19 protein-coding genes are annotated in these 23,515 nt (G+C 51.3%); 12 read left to right on the forward strand and 7 right to left on the reverse strand.

The window, feature by feature from the left end; all coding sequences use genetic code 11:
* Positions 1–68 precede the first annotated feature (68 nt).
* The 4 genes from G8770_RS15030 (at position 69) to G8770_RS15045 (ending at position 5,019) form a co-directional block, all read left to right on the forward strand.
* Positions 69–2,336 (forward strand): TonB-dependent receptor, encoded by a 2,268-nt coding sequence (locus G8770_RS15030; protein WP_167188463.1) that lies wholly within the window; start codon positions 69–71, stop codon positions 2,334–2,336.
* An 81-nt stretch (positions 2,337–2,417) separates the two neighbouring features.
* Positions 2,418–4,169: an FAD-dependent oxidoreductase gene (locus G8770_RS15035; RefSeq protein WP_167188466.1), complete on the forward strand. Its 1,752-nt coding sequence runs from the start codon at positions 2,418–2,420 to the stop codon at positions 4,167–4,169.
* 8 nt (positions 4,170–4,177) lie between these two features.
* The gene (locus G8770_RS15040) at positions 4,178–4,579 is read left to right on the forward strand and encodes a c-type cytochrome (protein WP_167188184.1); all 402 of its coding nucleotides are present in this window, start codon (positions 4,178–4,180) and stop codon (positions 4,577–4,579) included.
* A gap of 62 nt (positions 4,580–4,641) precedes the next feature.
* The gene (locus G8770_RS15045; protein WP_167188469.1) at positions 4,642–5,019 is read left to right on the forward strand and encodes an EthD domain-containing protein; all 378 of its coding nucleotides are present in this window, start codon (positions 4,642–4,644) and stop codon (positions 5,017–5,019) included.
* A gap of 416 nt (positions 5,020–5,435) precedes the next feature.
* On the opposite strand, the gene G8770_RS15050 is transcribed toward G8770_RS15045, so the two are convergent.
* Both G8770_RS15050 and G8770_RS15055 read right to left on the reverse strand, forming a co-directional pair.
* The gene (locus tag G8770_RS15050; RefSeq protein WP_167188472.1) at positions 5,436–7,856 is read right to left on the reverse strand and encodes a TonB-dependent receptor; all 2,421 of its coding nucleotides are present in this window, start codon (positions 7,854–7,856) and stop codon (positions 5,436–5,438) included.
* Between the two features lie 194 nt (positions 7,857–8,050).
* Positions 8,051–9,067, reverse strand: coding sequence for an NADP-dependent oxidoreductase (locus G8770_RS15055; protein ID WP_167188475.1), 1,017 nt, complete (start codon positions 9,065–9,067; stop codon positions 8,051–8,053).
* A 254-nt stretch (positions 9,068–9,321) separates the two neighbouring features.
* Between G8770_RS15055 and G8770_RS15060 the strand changes: the two genes are divergently transcribed.
* From G8770_RS15060 to G8770_RS15070, 3 genes are all read left to right on the forward strand, one after another.
* Complete coding sequence (locus G8770_RS15060; protein ID WP_167188477.1) at positions 9,322–10,083, forward strand: SDR family NAD(P)-dependent oxidoreductase; 762 nt, start codon at positions 9,322–9,324, stop codon at positions 10,081–10,083.
* A gap of 150 nt (positions 10,084–10,233) precedes the next feature.
* Entirely contained in the window at positions 10,234–10,665 is a 432-nt protein-coding gene (locus tag G8770_RS15065) for a nuclear transport factor 2 family protein (RefSeq protein ID WP_167188480.1), read from the forward strand.
* Positions 10,666–11,014: 349 nt separating this feature from the next.
* Positions 11,015–12,166 (forward strand): hypothetical protein, encoded by a 1,152-nt coding sequence (locus tag G8770_RS15070; RefSeq protein ID WP_167188483.1) that lies wholly within the window; start codon positions 11,015–11,017, stop codon positions 12,164–12,166.
* A 218-nt stretch (positions 12,167–12,384) separates the two neighbouring features.
* Here the strand turns inward: G8770_RS15070 and G8770_RS15075 are convergent, their stop codons facing one another.
* The 5 genes from G8770_RS15075 to G8770_RS15095 form a co-directional block, all read right to left on the reverse strand.
* On the reverse strand, positions 12,385–12,789 hold the full coding sequence (locus G8770_RS15075) for a VOC family protein (RefSeq protein WP_208022289.1): 405 nt from the start codon (positions 12,787–12,789) through the stop codon (positions 12,385–12,387).
* The gene (locus G8770_RS15080; protein WP_167188485.1) at positions 12,789–13,940 is read right to left on the reverse strand and encodes an alpha/beta hydrolase family protein; all 1,152 of its coding nucleotides are present in this window, start codon (positions 13,938–13,940) and stop codon (positions 12,789–12,791) included. The genes G8770_RS15075 and G8770_RS15080 overlap by 1 nt, the downstream gene beginning before the upstream one ends.
* Before the next feature lie 100 nt (positions 13,941–14,040).
* On the reverse strand, positions 14,041–14,847 hold the full coding sequence (locus tag G8770_RS15085) for an SDR family NAD(P)-dependent oxidoreductase (protein WP_167188488.1): 807 nt from the start codon (positions 14,845–14,847) through the stop codon (positions 14,041–14,043).
* A complete protein-coding gene (gene hisD, locus G8770_RS15090; RefSeq protein ID WP_167188491.1) occupies positions 14,840–16,174 on the reverse strand; it encodes a histidinol dehydrogenase in 1,335 nt (444 codons plus the stop codon). The genes G8770_RS15085 and hisD overlap by 8 nt, the downstream gene beginning before the upstream one ends.
* 88 nt (positions 16,175–16,262) lie before the next feature.
* A complete protein-coding gene (locus tag G8770_RS15095) occupies positions 16,263–16,562 on the reverse strand; it encodes an antibiotic biosynthesis monooxygenase family protein (RefSeq protein ID WP_167188494.1) in 300 nt (99 codons plus the stop codon).
* Positions 16,563–16,876: 314 nt separating this feature from the next.
* Here G8770_RS15095 and G8770_RS15100 point away from each other — a divergent pair, with 314 nt between their 5' ends.
* The 5 genes from G8770_RS15100 to G8770_RS15120 all read left to right on the forward strand — a co-directional run bounded on the left by G8770_RS15100 (position 16,877) and on the right by G8770_RS15120 (position 23,438).
* The gene (locus tag G8770_RS15100) at positions 16,877–17,824 is read left to right on the forward strand and encodes an NAD-dependent epimerase/dehydratase family protein (protein WP_167188497.1); all 948 of its coding nucleotides are present in this window, start codon (positions 16,877–16,879) and stop codon (positions 17,822–17,824) included.
* A 348-nt stretch (positions 17,825–18,172) separates the two neighbouring features.
* Positions 18,173–18,664: a cupin domain-containing protein gene (locus G8770_RS15105; RefSeq protein WP_167188500.1), complete on the forward strand. Its 492-nt coding sequence runs from the start codon at positions 18,173–18,175 to the stop codon at positions 18,662–18,664.
* 79 nt (positions 18,665–18,743) lie between these two features.
* The gene (locus G8770_RS15110) at positions 18,744–20,603 is read left to right on the forward strand and encodes a phytoene desaturase family protein (protein WP_341771161.1); all 1,860 of its coding nucleotides are present in this window, start codon (positions 18,744–18,746) and stop codon (positions 20,601–20,603) included.
* Positions 20,604–20,658: 55 nt separating this feature from the next.
* Complete coding sequence (locus G8770_RS15115; RefSeq protein WP_167188506.1) at positions 20,659–21,924, forward strand: MFS transporter; 1,266 nt, start codon at positions 20,659–20,661, stop codon at positions 21,922–21,924.
* 104 nt (positions 21,925–22,028) lie between these two features.
* Positions 22,029–23,438: a sulfatase-like hydrolase/transferase gene (locus G8770_RS15120; protein ID WP_167188509.1), complete on the forward strand. Its 1,410-nt coding sequence runs from the start codon at positions 22,029–22,031 to the stop codon at positions 23,436–23,438.
* Positions 23,439–23,515 lie beyond the last annotated feature (77 nt).

Below are 23,515 nucleotides of genomic sequence, written 5' to 3' on the forward strand. Positions count from 1 at the left end.
TGAATATCAGAGATCGATAGCTAAACCGACATAGCTATCACATAACAATAAATAAAGAGGGTAATTCCATGTCCGTAGTTAATTTACATAAGCAATCCCTATCAGGTGTTATCGGCCTTCTGTGCGTGGCAGGTACTTCTGCACTCACGTTTCCGGCCTTCGCCGAAGGCGGTTTGTCCATTGAAGAAGTGGTTGTCACGGCCCGTAAGCGTGCGGAAAGTATTCAGGATGTACCACTTGCGGTCAGCGCTATTGCAGGTGATGATGTGAAAAATGCTTTTACATTAGACACAACCTCACTGGCACAGTTTGCTCCCAACGTCGTGATGGATACTATTGAGGCCGGAACTCCCTCGGGCGGTGGGTTTTCCATTCGCGGAATCAGTTATCAGGATGTGGAAAAAGCTTTTGACCCCACCGTATTGGTTGCGGTCGATGGTGTGCCCTTGGCTACGGGGACCGGCCAGGTATTTAATCTGTTAGATATCGAACGCATTGAGGTCTTGCGGGGTCCTCAGGGCACCCTGTTTGGCAAGAACGTTGTTGGTGGATTAATTAATATCCATCGGACAAAGCCCAAGTTAGACGAGAGCAGCGGTAAAATCCGCGGGCGTGTTGGCGAATACGGGAAAAAAGACCTGGAGCTTCTTTACAATTATGGTGAAGAAGACTGGGCTGTTAAATTGACAGCTTCATCGCTGAATCAGGATAAAGGGTTTACCAAAAACTCCGTCTCGGGTGACCTGGGTAAAAAAGATACGACTCGCGCAGGTATTCACTGGCTAATGGCGCTCAATGATTCCGTCACCTTGGACGCTCAATATAATTATTCAAATATGGAAGGTTATGCGGCGGCCATAATGCCTACGGCAACCGATACGAGTGACGTGTTTTGTGGTGCTTATCAGGCTTACGGTTATGTCTGTGGTGGTGAATTTGGCGATGTGGTCCGTCCAGCGGGAGAGAAGTCTGATCGCCGTCGCAGCTATTCCGATTATCGGGGCGCTGTAGGACTTGAAAGTCATCAAGCAATCTGGCAAGTGGAAGCGGAACTCACTGACAGCTTAAGCCTGACTTACATTGGTGGCTGGCTGACGGCCGACGACGAATACCAGGCCGATATGGACGGAATCGACGCGGTGCTTTATCACGTTGATCGCTGGGGGGATTACTCTCAAGTTACTCACGAGCTGCGGTTTAGTCACGATGCGGGAGGCAGCCTTCTTTGGCAAGCTGGAGTGTTCACTGCGACTGCTGATGCAACCTCCAATCAATTGAGCCAGGTGTTTACCCCAGTCTGGTCGCCTCGTGAAGCAACCGAGACTGCGTCGGAATCACACTCGATATTCTTTGAAGGCGACTACAGCCTATTGGACGAGAAGCTGACATTAACGGCCGGTACCCGTTTTATCACGGAAACCAAGCGCATGGACCGGGACGTCTATGATCCCGCCACTGGGGCTTATTTAGTAGGCCCCAATGCCGGTGGTGAGCGTACGGATAATGACTGGATCTATCGTTGGGGCGCGCGCTACCAGTTTGCCGATGAATTGATGGTCTACTTTACCAATTCAACCGGTTTCCGCAGTGGAGGATTTTCGCCCAGAGCATCCACAGAAGCCTCATTGTCCTCTGGATTTGCACCCGAAACCTTGACCAACTGGGAGGCAGGGATTAAGTCCACGTGGTTTGATGGACGTTTGAAACTGAACGCCACACTTTTCCATATGGTGTATGAAGACATGCAGATTGAAGTGTCGCTGCCTGCGCCAAATGTTGCCACCGGCAATGAAATCGCGATTCGCAATGTTGGTGAAGCCGAATTCAGCGGGGTTGAACTGGAATTTGACGTGTTGCTCAGTGAGTGGTGGCGTGTCTCGGGTAATGCGGGTTGGCTGGACGCAAAGTACTCCAATTTTAACGCAGATATCTATGGGGATGGCATTGTAGCCGATGAGAGCAATCTTGAAATTCGTCGGGCACCGGAGCTGACCTATTCCCTCCAGAATGTGTTCGACTGGAGCGTGGGTGATGGTTTGATGAGCTGGCGGACAAGTTATTCATGGCGTGATGGCTATGCTTCGACTCTGACCAATCACCCGGGCACAGAAATTGAATCTTTTGGCTTACTGGATACTTCACTTACCTACGAGCTTGATCAGTGGCGTATATCCCTGTTTGGCCGCAACCTTACTGACGAAGACAGCTATACCCACGATTATGCGGTGTCGCCCAACCGTCCAACAGCGGGTACAGAGAACCCAGGTTCCCTGTGGAAGTTTGCCACAGTGCGCTCGCCCCGGGAGTGGGGTTTAGAGGTTACCTACACTTTTTAAATTCGGGTTAAATTTTACGGAATGGTAGATCTGCGTGTGCTGTTTTCCAATGGAGCAGCACCCTGGTAGGGCTGAGAAATTATGAAAAATAAAAATGATGTGTCCATTGGACGTCGAACGTTGTTAACAGGCACAACCGTGTTGGGCGCGACAGCCATGTTGGGTGTCGCAAACCAACCGGTACAAGCAGGGGTTGAAGAACCCTCTTGGGAGGGTGAATTCGATGTTATTTGTGTGGGCAGTGGGGCTGCAGCATTGACTGCGGCGGTGACTGCTACCAGCGGTGGTGCCCAGGTTCTGGTGTTGGAAAAGGCTCCGGTTACCGGCGGTACGACCGCTAAATCGGGAGGGGTGTTCTGGATTCCGAATCATTATGGTTTAAAAGCACAAGGAATTAACGATCGTCGAGAAGACTGTATCCGCTACATGTGCCGATATGCATTTTCGTCTTTATACGATGCCGATGCCGAGCATTATGGCTTGCACGTGCTCGATTTTGACAAGATTGCAGCTTTTTACGATCATGGTTCTGACATGGTGGATTTTATTCGCAAAAGTGGAGCATTACATGTCCGCCAGTGGCGCATGTGGGATCGCAATGTCGAAGCACCTGATTATCTGGAGCATGTGGCTGAAAATAAAGTGCCGATGGGACGACCGCTGGCTTCAGCGACAGCCAGCGGTGACTATGCGCATGGCTATGGGTTGGTGGAACAAATGGAAAACTGGTTGACGGATCACCGCGTGCCCGTCTTGACAGAGCACGCGGTAACGGCTTTGATCACCCGTGATGACGCCATTATCGGTGTTCAGGTGGATGAAGGTGGTAAGCTTAAACTTTACCGCGCACGTCGTGGTGTCATTTTTGGCAGTGGTGGTTTCGCTCACAATGTGGAAATGCTGGATGCCAATCAAGTGGTACCTGTGTATGGATCCTGTGCCCAGCAAAGTGCCACTGGAGACCTGGTCTCCATTGCTGGAGGCGTTGGGGCAAAAATCGGCAATCTGAATGGTGGCTGGCGTACTCAGGTGGTTCTGGAGCAAGCGTTAAAGAATCGTGCCATAGCAACCGGTATGTTTGTGCCGCCGGGCGATTCAATGATTCTCGTGAATCGGTACGGCAAGCGAGTGGTGAATGAACATCGAAATTACAATGATCGCACCCAAATTCATTTGGCCTATGACCCCGTGAATGCGGAGTATCCTAATCAATTGTTGATGATGATCTATGATCGCCGAACGGCTGAACTGGTTGGGGCTGACAATGGCTTGCCACCGGTTAACGCTCAGGCAGAACATGTGATCAGCGCGGACACCCTGTCGGATCTGGCGATTAAAATTCAACAAAGGTTGGCAAAATACCACCAGAAAACCGGTCATTACACCCTCGATCATGAATTTTCCGAAACCTTGCTACGGACTGTCGAGCGTTTCAATCAGTTTTCCCGTTCGGGCAAAGATGAAGATTTTCAACGCGGTGATCATGCCTATGATCGAGAGTGGCACCTGGTGTGGGGCAATTTCCAATACAATGATGAGCATAAGGAGAACCCTTATCCCAATGTAACCCTGCACCCACTGTCAGACAAAGGGCCGTATCACGCGATTATTCTGGCCCCCGGGGTGCTGGATACCAATGGTGGGCCAATTACTAATGCCAAAGCGCAAATTCTGGATCGCCATGACAAGCCTATTGCGGGGTTGTATGGTGCGGGTAACTGTATCTCGAGCCCAACGCGCAACGCTTATGTTGGGGCGGGTGGAACGATTGGTCCGGCAATGACCTATGGTTATATCGCCGGAACTGAGGTTCTTAATGAACCGGTACGGTAGGAGTGTCTATGCACAAAATTCGAATCACAACGCTGGCTGGATTCTGTTTCCTGGTGGCGGCATCGGTTCAAGGGAGGGCGGATAATCTGCCCTCGTTCTCCGCTCACGTGGTGCCGATTCTCAAGCGTCGCTGTGCCACTTGTCATATTACCGGGCAGGAGCCCGGCATGATGTCGCTGGTGCCGAATAAAGCCTATCAATCATTGGTTGGTGTAAAGTCTGTCGAATCGGAGTTACTGCGGGTCAAGGCGGCTTCGCCGGATGAAAGCTATCTTCTGCATAAGATTCTGGGGTCGCAACTCTCTGCTGGCGGTAACGGTGAACGAATGCCATTTATGGCACCGCCTTTATCGGCAGCGCAAATTGATACCATACGCTCCTGGATTGAGTCGGGGGCGCCTGATAATTAACATTTTCTTTTTGATAATTAGTATTTCACATATATTAATTGCTGGGGTTAAGGGGGTTTTAAATGTTTAAAATGCTGACGTTCCTGAAAAAGCGTGATGATCTGACGATGGAAGAATTTAAACATTATTATGAAAGCGTTCATGCTCAAATTGGCAAACAAGTGTTACAACCGGAAGTGCGGCGATACTTTCGCCGCTACCTGACGCCGTTTGATGATGCTCTGGCCAGCCGGGCGAATGGGTTGGATTATGACGTCGTGACTGAAATCTGGTTTGATGGTAAAGCGGATTTTGAGGTGGTGATGGCACGCCTGTCGCAGCCTGACATTCAGCGCCTGATTGTTGAGGATGAGGAGCAGCTCTTTGACCGAAGCCGCAATCAGGTGATGCTGGTGGACGAGGTAGAAACTGAGTTCGCGGGTGCATCGGCTAACGTTTAATCCTCTCAATAATCCTCTCAATAATCCTCTCAATAATCCTCTCAATGTATGAAGATATTTCACGGCCACGGTTGTGCTGCTTCTAGGCTTACCGAGTCAGCTGTTCTGTATCTTCTCCGCGTTCAGCCAGTTTCCCCACACCAGATATTTACCTCGAGATAGAACGCTCGCTAAGCCAAGATGTGTCTGCATGGCTACTCGTCGACTGAACGTGCGAAGATCTGTGTGGGTTCGTCGTTAGCCACATCGCCTTATCACCGGTCACGACACACATACGGTGGTGGTGTGGATCGGTCAGCGCGTATTGCGGATAGAAGAGCTATGTGGGGGGCTTTGAAGGGAAAGGGGTAAAGCGGAGAAAAAATACTGGTTGGCCATGTCTTGCATGGCCAACCAGTAAAAGGGGTGAAGAGTGTTTATTGAAATTTGTAGGTTAACTGCACTGCCACAGTACGGGGCAGTGAGGTAAACCCCATTTGATCGGCAAAGGCGCCACCGGCGCCCGGAGTACTGGGACCATCCACAACACCGGAGACGATAAACTCATTGGTGAGGTTTTTACCCAGTAATTGCAGTTGCCACTTTTGATCCTGGCCGGCTAAATATACGCTGGCATCGACGGTGGTATAGCTGTCACGCATGGCGTGGGGGTTGGCGAACGCGGAGGCGTTGTAGCTGTCGGAATACACGCTGTCTACCGCGATACCGTATTCCCAGCCATTGCTCAGGAAACCATCATAGCTTATGCCCAATGAGGCCGACCATTCTGGTGCCATCGCGGTTGGTTCGCCGCTGATGTCCTGGCCTGGCGTGCCATTGGTGCCTGGCACCACATCGGTACAGCCCTGAGACGCACTCTGACCTGCCCAGCAGGGGGCAACAAAGTCATCGTACTCCGCTTTGTTATAGGCCAGCGTGGTTCGTATAGACAGCCCCGGAACCGCATAAGGTGCATATTCAAGATCCATCTCAACGCCCGTGGTGTTGGCAGAACCGGCGTTCAGGGTAATGAATGCAAACGTTGGCGAGTTAAAGAAATCGACCTGTAAATCATCGTAGTCGTAGTTGTATACGGTAAAGTTCATACGCAGTTGATTGTCGAGCAACGTCGTTTTAATCCCTGCTTCAAAACCTTGAGCCGTTTCAGGATCGAAAGTAAAGTCGGATTCGGATCCTCCCATAAAATCCGCTGAGTAAATGCCACTGTTGGAAAACCCACCCGATTTATACGCCGTCTTGTAAGACACATAGCCCATCACGTTTTCATTGATTTGCCAGCTGAGTGTGGCTTCGGGTGACCATTCCTCAAAACTCTGATCACCAATAGCCACTTCATTGGTACGCCAGATGCCTCCAAGTCCCGGGTTGTTGTAAGGGTGTACAAACTCGGATTCTTTAGTTTCATCTGTGTAACGTGCACCAATACTTAATTCCAAATCCTCAGTGAAATCATAGTTGACCTGAAAAAAAGGCGAGATTGTCTTACCATCCGTAAAACTGGATTTTTGACTGGCAACATGAACCAGATCCGGTGAGGGGGCTGCGCTGTTCATGAGTCCAGCCGTGGCCACCCACTGATCAAATTGACGCTCGGTTTCCTGATACAGAATGCCGAGCATAAAGTTGAATGGGCCACTAAACTCGGAGGTCAGGCGAAGCTCTTCCGAAAAAGCTTCCCAGGTGTTTTTTTCAGTAGCAAAAGTTGCGGTGGGAATGGACTGAAAATCACCGGACAATCCAAATGTGTTTTTATTGTCCTGATAGTTAGTTACCGAGGTCAGCGTATAATTTTCGAAGTTGTATTCAATGTTGGCGGTTAACGCGTAGGATTCGTATTCGTTAAACAGCTCACCATTGCTGCGGGCATAAGGTAAGCTATTTGCCAGGACTGAAGGCATGTAATTTTGTGTGATGACAAAGTCATCACCACATCGGACATTTGGGTTAATGCCACCTACACCGCCGGGACAGTTAAAATGGGTGTAGTTCCAGGATGAGTTGTTGACTTCGGTTTTGGTGCTGGAGGCAGAAAATGTCATGGCCAGATTTTCACCCGGATCCACGGTGATCGTCAATCGGGCGAGGGTTTCTTCCTCGCCTGGGGCGTCGCGATTATCCGCTGGAGATACATCTTCAGTTACGTTCCCTGTGGCGACGTCATAGGCTGCGTAAGGTTGTACGGTCGATTGATTTTCAAAATAACCACCGTCCATATCACTGTGACGAACCGCCAAACGCGCGCCAACAGTTTCCGACAAGGGGCCAGAAATAATACCTTCTACGCGCGTCTGTTCGGATTCGAATTCATAGCCCGCTCGGGCGGTGGCTTCAAATTCTTCGGTAGGCTTGGCGGTGGTGAGCGATATTACGCCGGCGGTCGCATTTTTACCGAAAAATAACGATTGTGGGCCTTTCAATAGTTCAATCTGTGCGAGATCGAACATGCCTTCGTTCAACACGCGGCCTTGTCCGAAGTATACGCCATCCAGAATGACGGCAACGGACTGCTCAATGCCAATACTGGTGGAGCTGGAGCCAATACCTCTTAGAGTCATTTGAGCACCTGAGCCATTGGAGGAGCGCCCCACAAAAAACTGTGGTGACAAAGAGGCTATTTTTTCAAGGCTGGTCACATCAAATTTCTCAATGCGTTCCTGAGAAATGGCGCTCACGGTCAAGGGCGCATCTTGAAGGGTTTCTTCCCGCTTTCGGGCAGTGACGACAATTTCTTCCAGACCACCTCGAGCGGTGTAATCCGAGGTTTGGGCGAGTGTGGGTAAGCTTAGGCTTGAGCCTAAAATAACAGCAATGTGTGTTGACAACAGTTTTTTACGCATGGGATCCCTCTGAATATAATCATTATAAGTATTAGAGTCACTGCGCTAATAACAGAGCGAGTGAGTATTTTATGGTATGAGGTGGTACCTTGATTGCACCATACCACTTTCTTTCTATAAAACAAGCATAATTGTTTTTAATATATGGTGGCGGTGAGTTTAAGCTCCGCATTGAGCCGCTAGCCGGACGTGGTTCAGCAGAGTTTGACCAGGCTTTTTCCCAAATTGTTGCCTGTGAGCATCTGGCAAAATGCCTCAGCGGTGCTGGCAAGTCCGTGTGTTATATTCACTGGCGCGTGCAGTTGTTCAGCAGTTATCCAGTGACCAAGCACCTCCATGGCAGCTGAGTATTCTTCGACATAATCCGAAAACATAAAGCCCTCGGCTTTAGCTCGTTTAGTCACAAGTTCCCATAGATGGTGTATGCCAATGTGCTGTCCAGTTAAATCATATTGGGAGATGGCCCCGCACAAAATGATACGGGCATTGAGGGCAATATGTTTAAGGGTTGTATCAAGCATATGGCCTCCTACATTATCGAAATATATATCAACGCCATTCGGCGCCATCTCCGCAAGAGCTTGATCCAGGCCCGGTGAAGCCTTGTAGTTGATCACATGGTCATAGCCGAGTTCCGATTGCAGCCATTGACACTTCTCTTCCGAGCTGCTGATGCCAATGGTGCGGCAACCCAAAATTTTGCCTATTTGTCCAACCAGGCTGCCGACTCCTCCCGCTGCAGCGCTGACGAGCAAGGTATCGCCTGGCTTGGGTTGACCGATATTCATCAAACCGAAATAGGCGGTCATCCCCGAAGGACCCAAGGCGCTGAGGTAGTGTTCGGGACCAAAATTTTCATTGGGCTGGATGATAGTCATCAGGTCGCTGCCATCAGCGATACTGTGAGTTTCCCAGGCTGTTCGTCCTACTACTAGTGATCCGATGGGGTAATCAGAGTGCAGAGATTCGGTAACCTCTCCCAACACAATGCTTTGGACTGGGGTGTCGAGGGGCATTTCAGACAAATAGTTGTCCGATGCGCCCGCATTCATCCACTGCCGGAAACCGGCATCCAGAGACAGGAAAAGGTTTCGAATGAGAAACTGCCCCTCCTTTAAAGCGGGTAAGTCGGTTGCTTTCAGGGAGAAATGCTCAGGTTGTAACACACCGTTCGGGCGTCGAGCCAAAACTACTTGTTGTACGGTTGTCATAGGGATATCGCCATTATTGTGTTTATTTTTATAGTGCAGCTTGGGGTCAGGTTGCGACTTTGATCGCAATTTTATGGTTGCCAAGCAGCCGGTTTTACAACAATATAAAACAGTCTAGATTGTTTGTGAATATTTTTGTGCATATTTATTGTCGGTAAGACAGAAGTTGAGATTTTAAGCACTATGTTCTAGCGCGAGTAAACACTCTAGGACGTCACTGATAACACACTGATATAACTATAAAAGGAATAAGCATGTCTCGTTTAAATAATAAAGTAGCACTCATTACCGGAGCAGCCTCCAATCCTGGGTTAGGGCGTGCGATAGCACTCACTTTTGCACGGGAAGGGGCCAAACTTGTGATCAGTGACGTTAACGCAGAAGGGTTAGCCAGCTGCTATGAAGAAGTTAAAGCTTTGGGCGGGGAGGTACTTCAGCTGCATCAGGACGTGACCTCTGAGTCGGGTTGGGAAGAAGCGATTTCGGCGGCCGAGGCGGAGTATGGCCAACTGGACATTCTGGTGAATAATGCAGGCATTGCGGTGCTCAGAAACACCGACGAAATGACATTGGAAGATTTTGAACGGCAAATGAGAGTAAATATGACCAGTGTCTTTTTGGGCTGCAAACACGGTGTAAAAGCCATGCGCAGAGCAGGAGGGGGTTCGATCATCAATTTGTCTTCAGTCGCCGGGCTGGTGGGGATACCGGGGACGGGTGCCTACGGGGCCAGCAAAGGCGGCGTACGCTTGTTGTCCAAAACGGTTGCTTTGGAAAATGCGCGTCAGAATATCCGCTGCAATTCGATTCATCCGGGGGTCATTTGGACCAATATCCAGCAAGACGCTATTCGGGATAACCCCGGTCAATACGAAATTATTAACGACTCTATTCCGATGGGACGTATGGGGCAACCCGAAGATGTGGCAAATTGTGCATTGTTTCTTGCTTCGGATGAATCCAGTTACGTCTCAGGGGTGGAGCTGACAGTCGACGGATGTTTAACGGCCCAGTAAAAGTGATTGAAGACATTATTAACGATGTTTAATCCGTGAGAGCAACCCATTATCAACGATGCGTTGAGCAGAGCGCCGTGTGTGTCGATTGGGTTGTTTTCAAGTATCAGAACGTGATTGTAAAAATTATAAATAGAGTGAGAGGTGTTTATGGAAGATATGAAAAAACTTGTACATGAGCGCGATATTAAAAACGTATTAATTGAATACGCAACCGCACTGGATTCAAAAATTTACGAGCGTTTGGAAAACGTTTTTTTACCAGACTCGTTGGCTGTATATTATGGTGTAGGTGAGTGTCAGGGGTTGGCAGAAATTACAGCGTTGGTATCAGGAGTTTTGTCTCAGTGTGGTCAAACCCAGCACTTATTGAGTAATTATCAAATTCAAGTGGAAGGGCAGATCGCGTGGGCCAAGTGTTATCTTCAAGCCATACATGTGGGCAAAGGAGACTATGAAGGTGAGTTGATGACCGTATGGGGTGAATACAGTGATGAACTGAAATTGACTGATCAAGGTTGGCGTATTGCCCGGCGAGAATTAGAAACTTTACACTCTCAAGGGGATATCGGCCTGACTTGATTGCTGTGACAATGGCAAGTAGGAAAAAGGTTTTAATGTGCGATTGATTATTTTCTTTGCGTAGACTCAGAGTGCTTTAGCAGAGGTTTGGGGCCGTCGACAACCACTTGATACAATAATTATCAAAGTCGTCGAAAGTGTAGACGCTTTTCTGAAATCCTCTTCTAAATGTAAAAGATTGATACAGATTTTATATTTGGTGGTGAGGTGTGATTTCGATACGGTCCCGTAAAAATAATAAACATTCTTGCTGCATCTATAGCAGTGAATCACCTGGCAATCATAACTGTCTGTCAGTAATAGCGGTGAAAGTGATTTTCACGGTTATTGATCTTCAGAGGCATCTAATATGGCAAATGCAATGACGCAGCGCTTTTCAATTTTTCAAATAACTGTCGTGATCATTATGGGGATTATCGCAGGCTGTATTACCTCAATCCAACCTCTCCTGCTGGGCGGCCTGCTTGAGCATCATCAACTCAGTGCCACACAGCTCGGGCACGCGGCAGCTGCCGAAACGCTAGGCTCTGTGGTGGTATTGACACTGGCGGCAATATTTTTCAAACCTACCGGTTTAAGATCTAAGGTGGTGATTGCCCTGTTGATTGCAATGATTGTCAATAGTTGCACTGGCATGGTCAGTGGGGCTGGCATCATTGCGTTGAGGTTTCTCAATGGGGCGTGCTCGGGAATACTTTTTTGGGTGTTATTGGGCATGATGGCACGGGCTGCAGTGCCAAGTAGACTTTTTGCTATTTATGTTACTTTCCAGGCGGTTGTTTCTTTTGCGTTTGCCTTACTCATCCGAAAATGGTTGCTACCCGTTCACGGGCCCGCTGCAGGGTATGTGCTATTTGCTGCAGCCGACTTACTGCTGCTGTTCGCGGTAGTGGCGATGCCCTTGGTGTATCAGCAAAGCACTCAATCACCTACCTCATGGCCCCCACTGAAGGGCATGATGGGGTTGGCGTCAGTTGGATTTTTGCTGGCGGCGGTTATGGGGTTTTGGGTTTATGTCTTACCGTTGGGCCAATATTTGGGGCACCCGAGTGAAGTTGTCGAGAGCGCTGTGAATATGGCCATTGGAGTGCAAATATTTGCTGGTATCTGCGCGGTGGTGTTGGCGAACAAACTGCAGCCCATCTCTACCTGTATTGGCGGGGCATTGATTATTATCGTCGCCATTGCAGTATTTATCAATATGACAGGTTGGGTAACCGTCTACGGTTCTCTCATGCTGTTTGCTTTTGTTTGGATGTTCATACCCTCATTTCAGTTGCCACTGCTGTTAGAGTTGGACCCTTCATTACGCAGCGCTATCTTCATTGGTACTGCACAACAGGCGGGGGTCGTCATGGGACCCACACTCTCTTCCCAGATCATTAAGGTATCAACATTGAATGTGATTGCGCAAGCTGCCATTCTGTGTGCAGTGATTTCCATAGTTCTGGTCATATTGGCGCGCGCGTTAACCGCTCCAGCGAAAGTTTCTGTGAGATGAGATTTCGTTTGAGGCATGGAGTGTACAGAGGCCCAGCTAGGGTCGCTGTCGCTTTGCCTTACCTAAAGCTGACGAGATTCATTTGATGTTCAATGTTTTTATTATGCTTTCACATCCCTGTGAGTGACATTTTTAGAACGGTATTCCTTGGGGCTAAAGCAAAAGCCCGTCGTTTTGTCAGGCCTAATCCGTTCAAGCGCTGTGCAAAAATGAACCTCTTACTGATTGGGTTCCTCCACAAACTCAATCAAATTTCCTGCGCAATCGCGAAGAAAACAGCCTTTGCCAAATGCCTCTCGCACCACGAAGGCGACATCGGCGCCTTTCGCTTCCACTGCTAGCAGGAACTCTTCCAGATCGTCGACCTGAAAGGCCACGTGCTTGTTGCCGTGGGTCTGCAGATCGCTGATCGGCATGCGTCGCTCATCAGGCAGGGGATTGGCCTGGGTGGTTTCGAAGATTTCAAAGCGCAAAGGCCCCTTGCGTACCATCGCCACACGGGCGTTGGCCGGGGGGATTTCAAATCGCCGCTCGACGTCAAAGCCGAGCACGTCATGGTACCACTGGAGCGCCTGCTCCAGATCCGGTACGTTGACGGCGCCATGGTGAAAACGAAAGTCCATCAGCCCATTTCCTTAAAGGTTTGTGCACACCAGTCGGCAATGTAGTCGCGCATACCGGTACCGTTGTCAGCACCACAGTGCTCAATTTCAAAATCGGCTTTGGTGAAAATCCGTTTGTGTCGTTTCACACAGTTAACCGCCTGGTCAAAAGAGCGATCGGCATTGCTGACGGGAATTTGTCGGTCGCCTGCACCGTGGGTGATGAGGAACGGCATTTTCATTTTTTCGATCTGGCCGTCGAGCGTCACATTGGGCATGTAAGCCATGAAGTCTTCCATGTTGTCTTTGCCCCACACCCACATGACGTGATCCCAGTAGTGAGGCACTGGGTTTTCACCTTCATTTTTCATGCGTTCTTCCTGCCGCTGCCCCCAAAGATGGTTGGCCCCCATAACGGCACACAGGGCAAAGCGTGGCTCATTGGCGGCAGCGCGGGGGGCATAGTATCCACCCAGTGACAAGCCGAACATGCCTATTTTGTTTTCATCAACATCGGCACGTGATGCCAGGTATTCGTAGGCTGGAGTGGCCCAGCGCTCGGTATCGTAGATGGCGGGCAGTCCGCGTTTTCGCAAGGCTTCACCGGTGCCCGGTTGATCGACAAACAGGGTGTAGATGCCGCGTTCCAGATTCGACTGGCCGTGACCAGCCATATTCACCTGTTCTTTCATCGAATCGAGTCCGTTGCAGGACACCAGCGCGGGGCGCTTGATGCCACTGCCGTCGTGTACGAAGATGGCTGGGTAGCTGCTGCCTTCGTAGGGGATGTCTACAAAGTCGACGTGCAGGCCGCGCAGTTCAACGTGTTTGCGGTAAAGCTCCAGACCTTTGTCATAGGCTTCCCAGCGCGGGGCGTAGTCGCGTGATTGCATCCGTTCCGCTGACAGGTAATAGCCGGAGGCGCGACCGTATTTGGTCCCGGCTGAAAGCAGGTAGCCGGCGTCTTCATCGGCTTTGGCATTGGCTTCAACCTGCTTGGCAACCGCAATCCAGCTGTCAAACAACAGCGCCGTACCCGCGTCTTCACCCTTGGCGGCGGCTTCGATAATGGGGCGGCAGGCTTCGTCAATTTCACCGTGATTACCGCCGCACACCAGTGCGAGGTTGACTTGCAGGTTCCATACGTAATTGCCTGGGAAAGGTTCAAACATGTTGTACTCCTAATTTTTCTTACCCGGTCGACCAGCACCGTCTCAGCGGCCGTCCAGTTCAGTTTCAGTCAATGTTCGGCTTATAGCCTCAAGAATAGCCTCAGTCCGCTGTCCAGCCGCCATCGATGACCATGCTGGTACCGGTCATTAAGGCGGAGGCGTCGGATGCCAGAAAAACGAAGGCGCCCATCAGGTCTTCTACCTGACCGAGGCGACCTAATTTGATTTTGTTGAGTACGCTGTCGAGAAACGCTTTATTTTCGAAAAAGGGTTTGGTCAGCGGGGTTTCGATAAACGTGGGGGCGATGGTATTACTGCGAATGCCTGCGCTCGCCAAATCCAGAGCCATGGCTTTATTGAGGCCTTCGAGGCCCCATTTGGAAGCACAGTAAAGGGATCGCTCGGGACCACCCACATGTCCCATTTGCGAGCCGATGTGTATCAGTGAACCGCGGATCTGTTCAGTGATCATGCGCTGTGCCGCGGCCTGGGCAACAAAAAATGCGCTTTTCAGGTTCAGATTCATCACCGCATCGTAATCGTCTTCGGTAACGTCCTGCATCGGTTTGGGACGATTGGTGCCGGCGTTGTTGATCAAAATATGGAAGGCAGGACGCTGCATAAAAAACTGCCGTACTGCGTCCAGATCCGAAACGTCCAGAATCGCGGCCTCTGCCTTGCCATTTCCATCGCGTCCATCATCAGCATTGCAGATGGCGTAAGTGGCAGCGTTAATTTCCTGCGCGCTGCGGGACACCAGCGTCACCTCGGCCCCGGCTTGTGCCAGAGCCGCTGCAGCGGCTAAGCCAATACCGCGCCCCGCGCCAGTGACCAGAGCGCGTTTGCCGTCGAGACGGAAGCTGGGGGTGGCAGGAAGTTGGGGTGTCACCGTAATCTGTTCAGCCATCGGCCCGGGTCCTGTCAGTGGGTTCTGCGGTACCGGCGTAAGGCACATCCCGGCCGCCATAGCGACGCACGCGAATATTGGCCTGTTCACCGTGGCCGGCAAAGCCTTCGAGTCCGCATAAACGGGAACAGTATTCCCCGACCAGGGCCGAGGCGTCATCCGTCAACACTTTTTGGTAGGTGCAGGTTTTAATGAACTTGCCGACCCACAGACCGCCGGTGTAGCGTGCCGCTTTTTTGGTCGGCAGTGTGTGGTTGGTGCCAATGGTTTTATCCCCGTACGCCACGTTGGTGCGTGGACCCAGGAACAGGGCTCCGTAGTTGGTCATGTTGTCGAGGAAATAATCGGGATCTTTGGTCATGACCTGAACATGCTCTGAGGCAATGTCGTCAGCAATTTTTACCATTTCTTCGTAGCTTTCCGCCACGATAACTTCACCAAACGTTTCCCAGGCCTGACGGGCGTGCTGAGCGGTAGGTAATACTTCCAGCAGGTGTTCGATTTCAGCCATGGTTTCACGGGCCAGTGTTTCTGAATTGGTTAGCAGGATGCCCGGGCTGTCCGGTCCGTGTTCCACTTGCCCCAGAATGTCCGTAGCACACAATTCAGCGTCCACACTCTCATCTGCGATGACCAGTGTCTCAGTCGGTCCGGCAAACAGGTCGATGCCAACGCGGCCGTACAGTTGACGTTTGGCTTCAGCTACAAAGGCGTTGCCGGGGCCCACCAGAATGTCCACCGGGTTAATGCTGTCAGTACCCAGTGCCATTGCTCCCACCGCCTGAATGCCACCCAGCGCGTAAATGGCATCGGCACCGGCCAACGCCTGCGCGGCCACAATGGCGGGCGCCGGTTTACCCTGGAAAGGTGGTGCACAGGTGATAATCCGAGGTACGCCAGCCACTTTGGCAGTAATCACGGACATGTGTGCAGAGGCCAGTAATGGGTACTTGCCTCCGGGCACATAGCAGCCAGCGGAATTCAGTGGCAAATTCTTATGGCCCAGAATCACGCCAGGCAGGGTTTCCACTTCCACATCTTTCATTGAGTCGCGTTGAATCTGGGCAAAGTTTCGCACCTGGGTTTGCGCAAACTCAATGTCTTTCAACGCTTGTGGCGTCAAGCTGTCAATGCAATCCTGAATTTCAGTGAGTGAAAGCTGATAATCTTCACGGTCCCAATTGTCAAACTTGATGGAGAGGTCGCGGACAGCGGCGTCACCCCGTTGTTCGATGTCGGCCAGAGTCGACTCAACAATGTCTCTTACTTTACGATCGGCGTCTGCTTTGACTTCTACGGCGGCGCCTTTTTTTAACCAAATGGCCATGAGTGATTAACCTCGACTTGATGTTTCAATGTTATTTTGCTGGTTGATTATTATTCAATTGTTGAGCTTTCTCTGCGTCAGAGAAAAATTAAAATGCGTCAATTGCGCATTCGTAATGTTCGACTTGTGGGGGTGTGGCAAAAAAAGGACTGGCCAGCTGGCGCCACATCTGGAATGCATCGGAATTGCGAAACGTCACCATATGGTCGTCGACGGAATCCCAGCCCACCACCAAATGATATCGGCTTCTGTTTTCGATGCAGCGCTGCAGTTTTAAGCTGCGGCAGCCTTTGGCTTCGCGAAACTGCTCGCTGGCTTTTTTAACCGCGGATTCAAACGCGTGTTCCGATCCCGGGGTGATATCAATTTCTGCAATTTCATAAATCATTGGGCAGATTCCAAATGCTTATTGGATGGGTGATTAAATATTGTCTAGCCACTAGCCGGCTTGTTATACGTTCTACAGCGACCCTAACTTTGCATAGCTTCGGAAAAATGGTCAAGACAATCGCTATCCGTTGTTTGGAAGCCAGCTATCCATAATTGCGATAGCAAAACACCCTCCGTATTCTGGATGCCTCCACAGGGCTCCATTACTATGCTTTTCATGATCTGGGTTTTCCACAAGTCAGAATGTCGTGCGCTTATGGTGAAAACAGTAAGCGCAATAAATACAAACAGAGAGCTAGGGGAGTGGTTGCGATGAAGGTGGTGATTACCGGTGCCGGTGGTTTTGTTGGGTGTGCACTGGCACAGCGGTTGATGGCGGATGACACACTGCAGCTGGTGTTGGTAGATACACAGTTGTCTCAGTTTGAAGGACTGTCGGACGAAAAACTCAGTGCGGGGGTTCGACTGGTGAAAGGTCAGCTGCAGGACCCAGCGGTCAGGCACGAAGCGCTGAAAGACGGAGCCGACGTGCTGTTCCATTTGGCGGCGGTACCCGGCGGTGCGGCGGAAGCGAACCCGGAGTTGTCCAAGCAGGTCAATTTAGATGCCACTCTGGCGTTGTTTGAAGAGGCGGCCGAGGTCGGGAACAAGCCGCGAGTCGTCTTTACCAGCACGATAGCGGTGTTGGGCGCGCCGTTACCGGAAGTTGTTACTGATGACTGTCGCATTCAGCCGGCGATGATTTATGGCACCCATAAGGCCATGGTGGAATTGGCGTTGGCGGATATGTCCCGCCGCAGTGTGGTGGACTCGGTGGCCGTACGCCTGCCGGGCATTGTGGCTCGCCCTCTGGCCCCCAGCGGACTTAAATCAGCCTTTATGAGTAATCTGTTTCATGCCCTTAAAGCTGGCGATGGTTTTATCAGCCCGGTGTCGTCAAAAGCGACATTGTGGCTCATGTCCGTCAATCAATGTGTGACCAACCTGATGCACGCGGCGCAGCTGGACAGCGGCTTAATGCCTGCCTCCCGGGTCGTCACTTTGCCCGCGTTGCGCTGTACCATGGGTGAACTGTCGCAGGCGGCCGCGGCGCAGTTGAAGGTCTCGCCAGGGTTGGTCAGTTATGAGCCGGATGCGGATCTCGAAGAGCACTTCGGCTCACATCCTGCGTTGCAAACTCCGGCTGCCGAACGTGCCGGTTTTGCACATGATGGCTCAGTGGCGCAGTTGGTGTGTGAAGCTGTCGCCGGCCTGGCGTAGGCTCCACTGCTTCCGGGGCCCGCGCCGTTGCCGGGCCCATTCCGCTAACCCTTTGTCGACGCCAGACTTCCGCCTCAGCCGGGCCAATCTTTCCCTGCTCTGACCCTATCCAGGCTCATCTTCACTCCCCAGAAAACGGTTGATTCACCAAACTCTTACTCTAGTGTCCATTGTAAATTCGTCAGGCCTATAGTCGCTATCGATAAGGACGATTTGTGCTCGTAACCACTCGTCATTACTCTGGTGTGAAGTTAAAAAAGCCGCTGCTGGCCCCGATCTTGGCTGGAAATAACGATTTTGCTATACCGCCAACACATCAACGAAAAACGAACAGAAGAGAACCGAACAATGAGCAAATTGCCTTCCGTCAGACGCATTGTTACTGGGCACAATGCCCAGGGTAAGGCCGTATTTATAAACGATGCGGCGTTTGAAACCCAGTTGATTCCCAGTGGCGACGCAGAGTTTACCCTGCTCTGGACCGCTCCGGATCTGCCGGTAGACAATAACGATCCTGTGGATGGCCGTGAGCGCGAAGCGGGCTTGACCCTGAACGGTGGCTCTGTGATGCGAGTCGTGGATATGTTGCCTGGCGAGTCATCTCCCATGCATCGAACCAACAGTCTGGATTACGGCATTGTGTTGAGCGGTGAGTTAGAACTGGAGCTGGACGATGGAGAGAAAACTTTGTTGCATGCGGGTGACATTGTCGTCCAACGTGGCACTATGCATCTGTGGCGTAACCCAAGCGCTACCGAACGCTGCCGTATTGTCTTTATTTTGACCGAGGCAACGGCGGTTGAAGTCGACGGTAAGCCTTTACCTGAGCTGCATCCCTAGGGATCACGGTTAAAAAGTAAAATAGAATAGAACATTAAATAGAATAAAACGCTCAACAGCATTCGCAAGCATCAGGAAAATTATAACTATGTCTGATTATGATATCGTCGCCATGGGCGCCGGCCACAACGGCCTCACCACAGCTGGCTACCTGGCCAAGGCCGGCAAGAAGGTCTTGCTACTTGAACGCAATGGTTACGCCGGAGGTGGTGCAGCAACCCAACAAATTTTATCCCCCGGTTACCATCACGACCTGCACTCCAGTGTACACATCATGATTCAAGCCAACCCGTTGATCACCAATGACGAGTTGGATCTGTTCAGTAAGCATGGCATGAAGTACAAATATTCCGATGTGCCGCACGCTACCATTTTTAATGACCAATCGGTGTTGATCACATACAAGGACCTGGATAAAACCTGTGAGGGGATTGCGCGCTATTCTCAGCGGGATGCGGAATCTTATCGCCGTTTTGTGCAGCTGGGGCAGACCATGTTGCCTATGGTGATGCCGGGGATGTACAAGCCGCAACCGCCACTCGGTCAGCTGGTGGCCATGCTGGACAGCAGTGAGGAAGGACGGGTGATGCTGGATTTGATGCAGCGCAGCAGTCTTGACATCATTCGTCAGTGGTTTGAAAACGATAAGGTACAGATGCACATCGCCCGGGCTGTGTCAGAAAATCTGCAGCTGCCGGACGAGCTGGGAACGGGTATGGGCACTGTTATGTTCACAGCATTGATGCACACCTACGGGGTGTCACAGCCCTATGGTGGCAGCGGTAAATTGTCGGAATCCATGGTGCGCAGTATCGAAGCCAATGGCGGTGAGCTGCGCTATAACGCCGAGGTCAAACGGATCATTGTCAGTGGCGGTAAAGCGGTGGGTGTCGAGATGGCCGACGGTGAAAAAATTATGGCCAGGGACGCTGTGATCGGCTCCATGCACCCTCACAAGCTGCGCCAGTTTGTGGACGGGGTAGCGGAACCCGTTTTGCAGCGGGCGGAAAAAGCCTCGCTGGCCGCGTTCAGTCTGTTTGTTTCCCACTATGATCTGCGTGAACCCATCCAGTTTTGCACTGCCGATAAGGATGTGGAACAGGCGATCATGCTCACACTGTGCCAGCACGAAAGCATGGCTGAGCTACAGACTGACTTCGATGCCTTGAAGCGCGGTGAACTCACTAAACGTATGATGTTTGCGGGCAACGATGAGTCGAAGTCCGATCCCAGTCGTGTGCCTGCCGGCGCGGGTATGTGGCATAGCACCGGCTTTGCGCCCTATGACCTGGCGGAAGGCGGTAACTCCCGCTGGGACGAATTCCGTGAGGAGTATGGTCAGATTCGGCAGGAACAGCAATCGCGCTTTGTGTCCAACCTCAACAGCGACAATATTATCGCTCACAAGTTTTACACGCCACTCGATCTTGAACGCAATTCACCCAACTCTATGGTGAAAGGTGACGTACACGGGGTGGCACCGTATTTTTACCAGAGCGTTGGCAATCGTCCAACAGCAGACCTGGGACAGTTTCGAGTGCCCGGTATTGAAGGCCTTTATCTGGTGGGGCCTTCCATGCCACCCGCTGGTGGTGTGGTCGGTGCTGGACGCGCGGCAGCCATGGTCATGTTTGAAGATCTGGGTATGGATTTCAATCGCACCTTTGGTGTCATTGAAGATTCAGTAAACAAGACACGCGCTCGTACTAAAGCCCCGAAGGACGGTGCGATGCGCCTGTTTGATGAGCAGGACGAGGAACTGATGGCTGTTGACCATATTGACGTCACGGAAGATGAGTTGGTTATCAAGGGCAAGACGTTTGGCACCATGCCTCTCGTTGCTCGCCTGGGACCCGGTGATTTACGCCGTGCGATTAAACTGGGTTTGAGTCCGAAAAAGCTCTGGGTATTGTTGACCATGTTGTTCCGTAAAGATTGATCTGCGCAGACTGATCTGCAACAACTGACGTTGAGACGCTAATAAGGATAAAACCATGTCACTTCAGAATAACGGGTCGTTTATACCGCACGGGTCGAGTGAAAAAACTCCGGGTAATCTACAGGGTGTGGTGCTGATCCTGCCGATCACTCTGACGGTCATGGGCGCCGTATTGTTAGCGCCCATTGTTCCACAGTTGATGCTGGCGTTTGGTGATACACCCAATGCCCATTATCTGGTGCCCATGCTGTTGTCGTTACCGGCACTGTGCATCGCACTGGGGGCGCCCTTTGCGGGCTGGCTCGCTGATCGGGTGGGCAGGCGTAAACTGTTGATTGGCGCGATGCTAGTTTATGGTTTTTGCGGCATATCACCCATTTTTCTCGATTCTTACTGGGCCATTTTTACCTCCCGCTTGGGCGTCGGTTTGTGCGAAGCGGTTGTCATCACCTGTTCCACCACGTTAATCGGCGATTACTTCAGTGGCGACCAGCGGGATAAATGGCTGGGTAGCCAGGCGGCATTGGCGTCACTGACCGCCATGTGTCTGTTTCCTCTGGCGGGGTATCTGGGCAGTGTGTATGGCTGGCGGGGTCCGTTTGCCATCTATGGCCTCAGCCTTGTGATGCTGGTCGGGGTGTTGCTTTTCACCTGGGACGTGTGTCCGGAGCTGGCAGAGAAGGGCGATCGCAATACCCCTGTCTCTAAAGAGCAAGACCAATTGCCCTGGCTGCACATGCTCAAGGTGTGCGCTTATACGCTGATCGGGGGTATTTTCTTCTACATTTTACAATTTCAGATGAGTTCCGCCCTGGGGAGCTTTGATATCTCCAATTCAGCGGTGACAGGCTGGTTATTGGCGTTTGCCAGTATCGGTGTACCCGCCGGTGCAATTTTCTACCGTTACGCCCATCACCATTTCAGTATCCGCAACTTGATTGCCATTGAATTTGGCATCCTGGCGCTAGGCTTTGTCAGTATGACCCACGCACCCAGTTATCAGTGGTTTGTGGTCGCCGGTTTCCTGAATCAGTTTGGGGCGGGGATGTTGCTGCCCACCCTGTTGACCTGGGCGGTGGCACCATTGAATTTCTCGGTCCGCGGTCGCGGTACGGGTATTTGGCAATCCACTTTTGCCCTGGGGCAGTTTGCAACAACACTGATCTTTGCCTGGGTGGTCTCAATGGTCGGCAGCGAGAATTACCTTGCCAGCTTCCAGGTTTTCGGTGTTGTAGCACTGCTGGTGTGTGTTTCCTCTGTTGTTCTACTGCCGAATATCCAGGCGGGTAATGGCAATGGTTTGACCCATCACACACATTAGAATAGTTAAGTTAGACATTCGGCAAGGAGGACAGTCTGTCATAGCGGGATCCTGGAATCCCGATAGACGACACCCGAATTGAGTGAACCTTTCGGAGTTTGAGTATGAAAAAAATAAATTTTAAAACGTGGATTGTATTGAGTTTCATGATGCCGGCCATGTTGTGGGCGTCACTGTGTTTGGCAGAGGATATCAAGAAGAACAACAAAGAGCACAATCAGTCGAGTACAAAGCCAAACATTTTGTTCATCATGGTGGATGATATGGGGTATGCAGATCTCGGCGTGACCGGATCCCGCAATACCCAGACCCTGTACCTGGATCGATTGGCCAAAGAAGGTGTGTTGCTAACCAATGGCTATGCCAACTCAGCCATCTGTTCTCCTACCCGCACCGCACTGCTTTCCGGCAAGTACCAGTACCGTTATGCTCTGGGTCTGGAGGAGCCTGTAGGCCCGGGTGCGCCTGAGGATATTGGCTTGCCGCTCGACACTCCGACCATCGCCTCAGAGTTTAAAGAGCGTGGCTACGAGACCATCCTGATTGGCAAGTGGCATTTAGGCGATCCACCGATTCACGGTCCCTTGCAGCACGGCTACGACCATTTTTTTGGTATGCCCAAGGGTGCCGCTGACTATTTTCGGCATCGTGTTGAACTGACGAAAAAAGTACCGGGTGATGGCCTCTATGCCGATAACGACCCTGTGCAGCGAGAGGGTTATCTGACCGACCTGTTTGCCGATGAAGCCATTAATTACATCGAAAAGTCTTCGGCTGAAAAGCCCTTCATGATCAGTCTGCATTTCAACGCGCCGCACTGGCCCTGGGAAGGTCCATTTGATGAGGCGGTGTCCAAATCCCTGTCGTCGATTTTTCACAGCGATGGCGGCTCTATTGATATCTATGCAGAAATGATGTCGCGCATGGACAGCAGTGTTGGACGAATTTTGGCGGCGCTAAAAGCCAAGGGGATTGATGACAATACCATCGTGGTGTTTACCAGTGACAATGGCGCTGAACGCTATTCGGATACCTGGCCTTACTCGGGCAATAAGGGTGAGCTGCTGGAGGGGGGAATTCGCACGCCCATTATCATCCGCTGGCCGGGTCACATTAAAGCCAACAGCCTCTCTGATCAGGTGATGGTGTCCATGGATTTTCTGCCCACGCTGGTCGCGGCCACCGGCACGCCCGTCGAGGAGGATAAATACGATGGAATCAATTTGCTGGAGGTCTTAACGGGCAAGGCGCCGCAGCGCAACAGAACCCTGTTCTGGCGTTTCAATAAAGGCGATCAGGCGGCAGTGCGGCAGGGCGATTGGAAATATTTTCGAGCCGATGGTCAGGAGTGGCTTTTTAATGTGACCGAATACCCTCGCGAACGCGCCCAGCTGAAGGACAAATACCCTGAAAAATTTCGTGAACTCAAAGCGCTGTGGGCGCAATGGAATCAGGGCATGTTGCCCTACCGTAAAAATGGTTATTCCGACCGCTTAAAAGATACCCTGCCTTAGGCGGGGCGTCATCAGGGTCAAAACGCTTGATCCCGCAGCGAGGCTAGTACTGGAGTCCTGGTTGACCTCAGACAGCA

The organism is Pseudomaricurvus hydrocarbonicus, assembly GCF_011602365.1.
GTDB lineage: Bacteria > Pseudomonadota > Gammaproteobacteria > Pseudomonadales > Cellvibrionaceae > Pseudomaricurvus > Pseudomaricurvus hydrocarbonicus.